At 65.8% G+C, this 9,763-nt stretch carries 9 protein-coding genes and 1 tRNA gene; 4 read left to right on the forward strand and 6 right to left on the reverse strand.

Going from position 1 to position 9,763, the window contains the following annotated elements:
• Positions 1–276: 276 nt before the first annotated feature.
• The 4 genes from ACPGXI_RS15355 to ponA2 all read right to left on the reverse strand — a co-directional run bounded on the left by ACPGXI_RS15355 (position 277) and on the right by ponA2 (position 5,258).
• Positions 277–353 (reverse strand) — tRNA-Pro (locus tag ACPGXI_RS15355).
• Between the two features lie 253 nt (positions 354–606).
• A complete protein-coding gene (gene cds1, locus ACPGXI_RS15360) occupies positions 607–1,713 on the reverse strand; it encodes an L-cysteine desulfhydrase Cds1 (RefSeq protein WP_526654412.1) in 1,107 nt (368 codons plus the stop codon).
• Positions 1,710–2,675, reverse strand: a complete 966-nt coding sequence (locus ACPGXI_RS15365; RefSeq protein WP_526654414.1) for a metallophosphoesterase — start codon at positions 2,673–2,675, stop codon at positions 1,710–1,712. Before ACPGXI_RS15365 ends, cds1 begins: the two co-directional genes overlap by 4 nt.
• 51 nt (positions 2,676–2,726) lie before the next feature.
• Positions 2,727–5,258: a transglycosylase/D,D-transpeptidase PonA2 gene (gene ponA2, locus ACPGXI_RS15370; protein WP_526654416.1), complete on the reverse strand. Its 2,532-nt coding sequence runs from the start codon at positions 5,256–5,258 to the stop codon at positions 2,727–2,729.
• A 299-nt stretch (positions 5,259–5,557) separates the two neighbouring features.
• On the opposite strand from ponA2, the gene ACPGXI_RS15375 reads away from it, so the two are divergent.
• Positions 5,558–5,914 carry a WhiB family transcriptional regulator gene (locus ACPGXI_RS15375; RefSeq protein WP_526654418.1) on the forward strand — a complete coding sequence of 119 codons (357 nt, stop codon included), beginning with the start codon at positions 5,558–5,560 and terminating at the stop codon, positions 5,912–5,914.
• Between the two features lie 31 nt (positions 5,915–5,945).
• Here ACPGXI_RS15375 and bagB read toward each other — a convergent pair whose 3' ends face one another.
• Both bagB and bagA read right to left on the reverse strand, forming a co-directional pair.
• Positions 5,946–7,094 (reverse strand): ATPase BagB, encoded by a 1,149-nt coding sequence (gene bagB / locus ACPGXI_RS15380; protein WP_526654420.1) that lies wholly within the window; start codon positions 7,092–7,094, stop codon positions 5,946–5,948.
• A gap of 45 nt (positions 7,095–7,139) precedes the next feature.
• Positions 7,140–8,180, reverse strand: coding sequence for an ATPase BagA (bagA, locus tag ACPGXI_RS15385; protein ID WP_526654422.1), 1,041 nt, complete (start codon positions 8,178–8,180; stop codon positions 7,140–7,142).
• A 48-nt stretch (positions 8,181–8,228) separates the two neighbouring features.
• Here bagA and sp36 point away from each other — a divergent pair, with 48 nt between their 5' ends.
• The 3 genes from sp36 to ACPGXI_RS15400 are packed head-to-tail and all read left to right on the forward strand — an operon-like array spanning position 8,229 to position 9,691.
• On the forward strand, positions 8,229–8,390 hold the full coding sequence (sp36, locus tag ACPGXI_RS15390; RefSeq protein WP_526654424.1) for a Sp36 family protein: 162 nt from the start codon (positions 8,229–8,231) through the stop codon (positions 8,388–8,390).
• On the forward strand, positions 8,387–8,875 hold the full coding sequence (locus ACPGXI_RS15395; RefSeq protein ID WP_526654426.1) for a RidA family protein: 489 nt from the start codon (positions 8,387–8,389) through the stop codon (positions 8,873–8,875). The genes sp36 and ACPGXI_RS15395 overlap by 4 nt, the downstream gene beginning before the upstream one ends.
• Positions 8,876–8,887: 12 nt before the next feature.
• Positions 8,888–9,691 (forward strand): MBL fold metallo-hydrolase, encoded by an 804-nt coding sequence (locus tag ACPGXI_RS15400; protein ID WP_526654446.1) that lies wholly within the window; start codon positions 8,888–8,890, stop codon positions 9,689–9,691.
• Positions 9,692–9,763 lie beyond the last annotated feature (72 nt).

A 9,763-nucleotide genomic window follows, 5' to 3' on the forward strand; every position in this document is an offset into this window, starting at 1 on the left:
GCCGGACTCGATCCGAGGAACCCCAGCTCGACCGGTCACATCACGACGTTGGCACGCAGTACTGGCAGGGCGCTGATCATCGAAGCTGGCCGAGGAAGCATATTCGGAAATCATTGCGCCCAATCGTCTCCTCGCGCGACGGGTTTCGCTGCAAGGTCCAGCAGATGTTACGACGACAAATCGGGCGAGGGGGGGTTTCGGGCTAGGTGTGCCAAGGGTGCTCTGCGGCCGAATGCCTAGCCGTTCTGCATCAGGCTTTTCTTGTCAGACCATTCGTGGTCGGGGTGGCGGGATTCGAACCCACGACCTCTTCGTCCCGAACGAAGCACGCTACCAAGCTGCGCCACACCCCGCGTGAAGCCACGACAGCGTATCGCACCGCCCGGGGTTCAAGCGAAACGCGCATTCGGTCTGCGACACGCCGCGGGATGCATCTGGGTTGTCGGTGGCGTTATACACACTGACAGTTACCGACGAGCTGATCCTGAACGAAACGAGGCATGACATGACGGGCTTAGGGGCATCGATCTACCTGGGTTTCTTCGCCATTGCCGCACTCTGGTTGTTCCTGACTGCCGACGGTCCACTCTCGCGCGGCACCGACGATCAAGGCCACAGTCCGGATCGCTCGAACTCGGCCAACACCTCGGCCGGCGCGGAGGGGTCGAGGCCGTGGCTGGTCAGCCATTCGCTGCAGAAATAGGTATCGGCGTAGCGGTCGCCGCTGTCGGCGAGCAGGGTCACCACCGAGCCGCTGCGCCCCTGGGCGACCATGTCGGCCAACAGGCCGAAAGCACCCCAGATGTTGGTTCCCGTCGACGGTCCGACGCGCCTGCCGAGCACCCGGCCCACGTGATGGGCGGCCGCGACGGAGGCAGGGTCGGGCACCACAGTCATCCGGTCTACGACTCCTGGCAGGAACGACGGTTCGACGCGAGGCCGCCCGATGCCCTCGATACGAGATGAGATATCCGTCACGACGTGGGGATCGCCGCTGACATACGAAGGGAAAAACGCGGAGTTTTCCGGATCCACGACGCACAACCGGGTTGTGTGTCGGCGATAGCGGATGTATCGACCGATCGTCGCGCTGGTGCCGCCGGTACCTGCGCCCACCACGATCCACTCCGGCTCGGGGTGCGTCTCCTCGCCCATCTGCTCGAAGATCGACTCGGCGATGTTGTTGTTTCCGCGCCAGTCGGTAGCACGTTCGGCGTTGGTGAACTGATCGAGATAGTGCCCGCCGGTTTCTTCGGCCAGCCGCTGCGCCTCTTCGTAGAACGGCTCGCACTCGGCAATGAAATGGCAACGGCCACCTTGGGATTCGATCAGAGCGATCTTCTTCGCGCTGGTCGACTTCGGCATCACCGCGATGAACGGCAGCCCCAGCATCGCTGCGAAGTAGGCCTCAGAGACCGCCGTGGAGCCTGAGGACGCCTCGATGACGGTGGTGTCCTCGTCGATCCAGCCGTTGCATAGCGCATAAAGGAACAACGAGCGTGCCAGCCGATGTTTGAGGCTCCCGGTGATGTGGGTTGTCTCGTCCTTGAGATAGAGCGCGACGTCGGCGTCCTTGGACCAACTCGACGGCAATGGGTAGCGCAGCAGATGGGTGTCGGCGCTGCGCCTGGCGTCAGCCTCGATCAGCCGTACCGCATTGTCCACCCAGGAACGTGACTGGCTGCGTTCGGCGGATGAGGCCGATGTGCTCACCGCGCAGCGACAGTCGGATGCGACTGCTCAGTTCCCGAACTGGCGTCCGAACCCCCCTGCGGGGCCGCTACCAGCGTCAGCAGTGTCGCCTCCGGCCGGCAGCAGAACCGCAGCGGGGCGAATGGGGACGTGCCGATGCCGGCAGAGACGTGCAACTGGGTATGGGCGCCCCACTTGGACGGGCCTTTGACTCTGGACCGGTCAAGATCGCAGTTGGTGACGATCGCGCCGTAAAAAGGCAAGCACAGCTGCCCGCCGTGGGTGTGGCCGGCCATCACGAGCTGGTAGCCATCGGCGGCGAAGCGGTCCAGGACCCGGGGCTCGGGGGAGTGCGCCAGGCCCAGCGTGAGGTTCGCGGTCGGACTCGCCGGCCCGGCGATGGCGGCGTAGCGATCCCGCGACAGGTGCGGATCGTCGACGCCGGCCGCCTGGATGCGAAGGCCCGCGACCTCGAACTCGCGGCGGGTGTGGGTCATGTCATGCCAACCGCGTTCGGTGAACGCGGCGCGCAGGTCCTGCCACGGCAGCGGCTCCCCGTGGACCCGGCGGGTCGGGTTGGTCAGGTAGTTGGCGGGATTCTTCAGCTTGGGCGCGAAGTAGTCATTGCTGCCGAACACGAACACGCCCGGCACCGACAGCAGGTCGCCGAGGGCTTGCACCACGGCTGGAACGGCCTTGGGGTGGGAAAGATTGTCGCCGGTGTTGACGATGAAATCGGGATGCCAGCCAGCCAGGTCCCGCAGCCAAGCCTGCTTGCGCCGCTGAGTGGGCCGCATGTGGATGTCGCTGATGTGCAAGACCCTCAGCGGTGACGAGCCCGGGGAGAGCACCGGCATGGTCGCCTCTCGGACCACGAAGGCATTTCGTTCGATCAACGACGCGTACCCGATGCCGACCGCGAGCGTGCCTACCGACGCGGCGGCGGTGTTCTTCAAGATCGCACCGGTCGAAGCTGCAGCCATGTGCTCAGCCTACTGCCAGTTGCTGCTCGACTCCCACTGTCGCCCGCTCGATCACCCCGGCGGTGGGGGCGGTGGCGGCGGCGGTGGCGGTGCTCCCGGTGGCGGTGGGGGTGCTGCCGGTGGCGGCGGCGGTGGCGCCGGCGGCGGGGGAACGAGTACCGGCACCGTGATCGGCGGTAAGCCCGGTATCTGGACAACCGTCTGCCCCACCGGTGCTGGTAGCGGTGGCACGCCCAGTGGCGGGGGTGCACCGGGCGGAGGCGGCGGCGGAGCAGGTGCAATGCCGTTGGAGATCAGGATCGTGATGATGGAACCGGGCACCGTCTGACCGCTGGGAGAGGTCCCGACAACCGCGCCGTACGGGGCCTCGCTGTTCACCGATGTGGACTGGTCGGCGACCTCGAAGCCGGCGTCACGTAGCCGCTTGCGGGCGGCGTTCTGTTTCATTCCGGCGACGCCGGGCACCCGGGAACCGGGGGCTCCGTCGACAAAGCGAGGGTCGGTCGGCGGCAGCGCGACTTCGCCGAAGTTGTTGGCGATCGGCTTCATCGCCGTGAACCAGGTCCTTGCCGGTTCGTTGCCGCCGAACAAATTCCCGTTGCCACACTGGCGCAGGGGAAATGAGCACAGCTCGCTGGGGTTGGTGGAGTCGTCGTAGACGTAGCTGGCCGCTGCGAGCTGATTGGTGAACCCAAGGAATGCCGCTGACCTGTTGGCTTCGGTTGTGCCCGTCTTGCCCGACATCGGCAGGTTCCAACCGGTCGCACCCGCGGCCGCGGCCGCCGTTCCTGAGCCGGTATCGTCCCTGCTCATCGCGTTGGCCATGGTGTTGGCAAGACCTTCGGGAACCGCCTGCTCGCAGGTTTCGGTGGTGACCGAGACTTCCTCGCCATTGCGATCCAGGACGGTCTCGATGGGGTTGGGCGGGCACCACATGCCACCGGAGGCCAGCGTCGCCGCCACATTGGACAGTTCCAGGGCATTGACCTCGATCGGCCCCAGCGTGAACGAACCGAGGTTCTGCCGTTTGACGAAGTCGGCGAGACTCTCGTTGCTCTCCGGATCGTAGTCGCGCGCGGTTCCCGGCAGCGCATAAGACCGCAACCCCAACCTGACGGCCATGTCTACGGTGCGTTGCACCCCGACCTGGGCGATCAGCTTCGCGAACGCGGTGTTCGGCGAGGTGGCGAGAGCGTCGGTGACGTTCATCGACCCTCGATAGGGGACGAAGTTATTGACGCACCACGTAGCCGGGGGGCAGCCCCGGGCGCCGCCGCTGCCCAGACCCTTGGCCTGGAACCGGGCAGGTATGGCCAGCTGGGCGTTGATACCCATGCCCATGTCGAGGGCGGCCGCGGTGGTGAAGATCTTGAACACCGAGCCCGCCCCATTGCCGGCCAGCGTGAACGGCTGAGGCTGCATCGTCTCCCCGGCGTCCAGGTCCAGCCCGTAGGTGCGGTTGCCGGCCATCGCGAGTACCGGATGAGATTTCTTGCCCGGTCGGATGACGCTCATGACGCTGGCGACGCCGTTGAGGTCGGGGCTGGCGAAATCGGTGATCGCCGACTTGACCGTGGCCTGTACCTCCGGGTCCAGGGTCGTCTTGATCAGGTAGCCACCCTTGGCGACCTGGTCCTTGCTGATGCCCGCGCGGGCGAGGTAGTCCAGCGCGTAGTCGCAGAAGAATGCCCGGTCACCGGCTGCGATGCAGCCGCGAGGCAGCTCGTTGGGTTGCGGCAATACCCCCAGCGGTCGCTGCTTGGCTTCGCGCAGCTCCCCGGCATATTCGGGGAGATTCTCGATCATGGTGTCCAGCACGACGTTTCGACGCGCCAGTGCGCCATCGGGGTTGGTATAGGGGTTCAGCGTGCTCGTCGACTGCACCATGCCCGCCAGGAGCGCGGACTGCTCCCAGCTCAACTCGGAGGCGTCGATGCCGAAATAGGTCTGCGCGGCGTCCTGTACCCCGAATGCGCCGTTGCCGAACGACACCAGGTTGAGGTAGCGCGTGAGAATCTCCGGCTTGGTGAACGTCTTGTCCAGGGTCAACGCCATCCGGATCTCGCGCAGCTTGCGGGCCGGGGTGGTCTCGATCGCCGCCCGCTTCTCGGCGTCGGTCTGGGCGACCACCAAGAGCTGGTAGTTCTTCACGTACTGCTGTTCGAGCGTCGAACCGCCCCGCGTGTCGAGGTTGCCCGACAGGTATCCCGATAGGCCGGTGAGTGTCCCCTGCCAGTCCACGCCGTTGTGGTCGGAAAACCTCTTGTCCTCGATCGAGACGATCGCCAGCTTCATCGTGTTGGCGATCTGATCGCTGGACACTTCGAAACGCCGTTGGGAGTAGAGCCACGCGATCACGTTCCCGCTGGCATCGACCATCGTCGATACCTGGGGCACCTCACCCTCGACGAGCTGGGTCGAACCGTTGGCGACGACATCGGAGGCGCGGTTGGACATCAAGCCGAAACCGCCCACGGCCGGAAACATGAGTGCGGCGGTCAGCACGCTGGCGAGCAGGCAGCACCAGGCGAGCTTGATAATCGTGACTGCCACCGGCGGTCGAGTCGGGGGGTGCTCCGGCATGCGTACAGAGTAGCGATGACCTCGGCGCGCCAATCCGCGGAGCAGCCAAGATCGGCTCTCGGCAGCCGCTGTCAAATGCCGGGTTCAGGCGTCGTCACGGGCTGACGGGACGGTAGTCCCAAAAAAGTGGTCACGAATGTATTGCGCAGAACACCCCTGACCACCTAAGTTAGGCACACAGTGCGATGCAGGTCACACCTTGCATCGTGTTGTGGCTCAGATCGCTCTACGCGATCGACGTCGGAGAAAAAATATTCGTCTGCGTTGTCGGGGCGCGGCCTGAACGAAGGGGATCGCAGGTGTCAGGTACTACGCCCGCCGCTAGCAAAACCAACGTGGATCCGACCGCCCACTCTATTGTGCAGGGTGCAGAGGCCGAAGCCCGTATTGCATGGGTTTCGCATGCCAGGTGTCGCCAGACGGACCCGGACGAATTGTTCGTCCGCGGTGCCGCGCAGCGCAAAGCAGCGGTGATCTGCCGGCACTGCCCGGTGATCGCCGAGTGCGGCGCTGATGCTCTGGACAACCGGGTGGAGTTCGGTGTGTGGGGAGGCATGACCGAACGTCAGCGCCGCGCGCTGCTGAAGCAACACCCCGAAGTGGTGTCTTGGGCTGAGTTCTTCGCTGCCCAGCGCAAACACCGCAGCGCCGGCTGACACGGCCCGCCGCTTCGCCCCGAGGGTCCCGTCAGGCTGCAGGAGCCTCGCCGGTGATCTGGTCGGCGATGGCTTGGAGCGCGTCCAAATCCGATACGTCGAACGGCAGTGACGGCACGCCGACTATCGCCACGGTTGGGTTCGCGCCGGTGAATCGCGACAGGAGTCGCACCTCCCGCTTGGCGGTCGACGCCCGGTCGGCGTGTATCCGCAGCGCCGCCACCGCCAGGGCGCCAGCCCGCGTGTCCGCTAAATCCCCGGCCTTCGCCAGCTCCGCTGCCGCCTCAGCCGCCTTGTCTGCTTTCAACGCGGAGAGCGTGGGGTGGGTCCGGTTGAGTATCAGGCCGGCCAGTGGCATGTGCTCGGTAGACAGGCGATCGATGAAGAAGGACGCCTCCCGCAACGCGTCGGGTTCGGCCGCCGATACCACGACGAACTGGGTGCCACGACGCTTGAGCAGTTCATAGGTGCGGTCGGCCCTCTCCCGGAAGCCGCCGAACGTCGCATCCAGAGATTGAATGAAGGCAGCCGCGTCAGACAGCATCTGCGATCCGAGGATCGTCGACATCCCTTTCATCGCCAGGCCGACCGCACCGGTAACCAGGCGACCGAGGCCCCGTCCCGGGGCCAGCAGCAGGCGCCACAGTCTGCTGTCCATGAAACTGCCCAACCGCTTCGGGGCGTCGAGGAAGTCCAACGCATTGCGTGATGGCGGAGTGTCCACCACTACGAGGTCCCACTTGTCCTCGGCCAGAAGCTGACCGAGTTTCTCCATGGCCATGTACTCCTGAGTGCCGGCCAGCGACGTGGCCACCGTCTGATAGAACTGGTTGTCCAAAATGGCGTCGGCGGAACCGTCTCCGGAGTACTGAATCACCATCTCGTCGAAGGTGCGCCGCATGTCGAGCATCATCGCGTGCAGTTCACCGGTCACCTCGGGCGCCAGCGGAACCCGCTGCGGAGTGTTCCCCAGGTCCTGGATTCCCAGCGCCTGGGCGAGCCGTTTGGCCGGGTCGATGGTGAGCACCACTACGGTGCGGCCGTATTCGGCGGCGCGAAGCGCCATCGCGGCGGCGGTAGTTGTCTTTCCGACACCGCCCGCACCGCAGCAGACGATCACCCTGTTGGACCTGTCGCGCAGAATGCTGGCCATGTCCAGGGCCGCTGGGGTGGTGTTCATCGTGGCCATCTTCTCTTCGCGCAAGCGCTCATCGACATCCTTCGGTTACCGGACGCCCTGTTGGGCGAGTGCCTCGGCCAGTTCGTACAGACTTCCCAGGTCGACTCCGTCGGGCATCGTCGGCAGTTCGAGGCGGGGAACGTCGATCTCGTCAAGTTGTTCGGCGTTCTCGGCCCGTGCCGCGATGCGGGTCGCGTGCTGGATCGTCTCGGTGAGCAGGCCGGCGAAATCTTCGTCGGAGAGAGCGATGCCGGCGCTGGTCAGGCCCCTGCGCACGGCGTCGGCATCGAGGTCGCCCTCCGCGGCCAGCGCCAGGTCTTCGGGTGCCAAGTAAGCCCGGATGTTGCGGTTGACGATCACGCTGCCGAGCGGCAGCTCCATCTCCCGCAGGTCATTGATCGCTTCGACCGTCTCCTGAATCGGTAGCGCCTCCAGCAGGGTAACCAGATGAATGGCGGTCAGGTCGGAATGCAGCAGCTTGACCACGCCTTCGGCCTGAGAGTGCACAGGTCCGCCCTTGGCCAGCTCCGAGATCGCCTTGGTGACATCGAGGAACCTCGCGATGCGTCCGGTGGGCGGTGAATCGACCACAACGGCGTCGTACGTGCTCTGATTGTCCTTCAACTCCGCGCGGTCTCCGGGATCGGAGCGGGTCACGATCTCCTTGATCTTGCCGGTGAGTAGAACGTCACGGAGGCCGGGTGCGATCGTCGTCGCAAATTCCACAGCACCGATGCGGCGCATCGCCCGCCCGGCCAGGCCCAGGTTGTAGAACATGTCGAGGTACTCGAGGAACGCCGCCTCGGTGTCGATCGCCAGCGCGTTGACCACGCCACCGCCCTCCGCAGTGGCGATCTTGACCTCTTCGTAGGGCAACGGCGGCACATCGAAGAGCTGCGCGATGCCCTGGCGCCCTTCGACTTCTACCAGCAGCACCCTGCGGCCACCGGCGGCCAGCGCCAATGCCAATGACGCGGCGATGGTCGACTTACCGGTGCCGCCTTTGCCGGTAACGAAGTGGAGCCGTGCCTTGGTCAGGCGAGACGGCCAGCCAGCCCGGTTCGGTCCGTTTTGTGCGGTAGCCACCAGTGCATGCTAGCCATAACCGGCCGGATGCCCGATAAGCTCAGCCGCATGAGCGAACCGACCCCGTGGGAGTACGCGACCGTGCCGCTGCTGACGCACGCCACCAAACAGATCCTCGACCAGTGGGGCGAAGACGGTTGGGAGCTGGTATCGGTGCTGCCCGGCCCGACCGGCGAGCAGCACGTCGCCTACCTCAAACGACCCAAGTGAGCGGGCCGGAGTCAGCCGGCCGGCGACATCAGACACCGTCGGCGCGGCTGGCCGAACAGGGCATCGAACTCCCCGAGGTGGTCGTGCCACTGGCCGCCTATGTGCCCGCGGTGCGCACCGGAAACCTGGTGTACACCGCAGGCCAGCTGCCGATGGCAGCCGGCAAGCTGGTGATGACGGGCAAGGTCGGGGCCGAGGTGTCCGCTGATGAGGCCAAGCCCCTGGCCCGCCAGTGCGCCCTGAACGCATTGGCCGCCGTCGACTCGCTGGTCGGCCTCGACTCGGTGGTGCGCGTGGTCAAGGTCGTCGGCTTCGTGGCCTCGGCGCCGGGTTTCGTCGGCCAGCCCGGCGTGATCAACGGCGCCTCAGAACTATTCGCGGAGATATTCGGGGAAGCCGGGGCACACGCCCGGTCGGCGGTCGGGGTCTGCCAGCTACCCCTGGATGCACCCGTGGAAGTTGAACTCATCGTCGAGGTCGCGTGACGCGTGGGCAGACTGGAGCATCCCGCCTACGGTCTGCTGCGACCGGTCACCGAGACCGCGTCGGTCCTGCTGTGTGACAACCCGGGGTTGATGACCCTCGAGGGCACCAACACCTGGGTGCTGAAGGGCCCGGGCAGCGACGAGATGGTCGTCGTTGACCCCGGACCCGACAACGAAGTCGCGCACATCGAGCGACTCGCCGCGATCGGGCCCATCCCGCTGGTGCTGATCAGCCACCGTCACTCCGACCACACCGGCGGAATAGACCAGATCGTGGAGCTCACCGGGGCCGTTGTGCGGTCGGTGGGAAGCGGGTTTCTGCGCGGCCCGGGTGGACCGCTGACTGACGGCGAGGTGATCGACGCCGCCGGCCTGAGGATCACCGTCATGGCCACCCCCGGACATACCGCTGACTCGGTGTCCTTCCTGCTCGACGACGCCCCGGGCAAGCGCGGCGGCGGCCGGGGTTCGGTGCTGACCGCGGACACCATCCTGGGTCGCGGAACCTCGGTGATCGACCATGAAGACGGCGATCTGGGCGACTACCTGGAGTCGCTGCGCCGACTGCGCGGTTCGGGACCCCGCACAGTGCTACCCGGGCACGGCCCCGAACTCGACGACATCTTCACTGTCAGCGAGACCTATCTCGCCCATCGGGAAGAGCGACTCGGCCAGGTGCGGGCCGCGCTCCGTGATCTCGGGGATGGCGTCAGCAACCGCGAAGTGGTGGAGCATGTCTATGGCGACGTCGACGAGAAGCTCTGGGACGCGGCCGAATGGTCGGTGCAGGCCCAGCTGGACTATTTGCGCCGCTGACCGAGAGGGCAGCTCGCTCGTTACCTCGCTCGGCGTTGAATGGCTCGCTCGTTACCTCGCTCGGCGTTGAAT

This window comes from Mycobacterium sp. (genome assembly GCF_049608025.1).
GTDB lineage: Bacteria > Actinomycetota > Actinomycetes > Mycobacteriales > Mycobacteriaceae > Mycobacterium.

Bases quoted from the DNA above. Each gene is read 5' to 3' on its own strand.
- ACPGXI_RS15365 (WP_526654414.1), bottom strand. From the start codon at position 2,675: ATGGCTGCAGCTTCGACCGGTGCGATCTTGAAGAACACCGCCGCCGCG.
- ponA2 (WP_526654416.1), bottom strand. From the start codon at position 5,258: ATGCCGGAGCACCCCCCGACTCGACCGCCGGTGGCAGTCACGATTATC.
- bagB (WP_526654420.1), bottom strand. From the start codon at position 7,094: ATGAACACCACCCCAGCGGCCCTGGACATGGCCAGCATTCTGCGCGAC.
- sp36 (WP_526654424.1), top strand. From the start codon at position 8,229: ATGAGCGAACCGACCCCGTGGGAGTACGCGACCGTGCCGCTGCTGACG.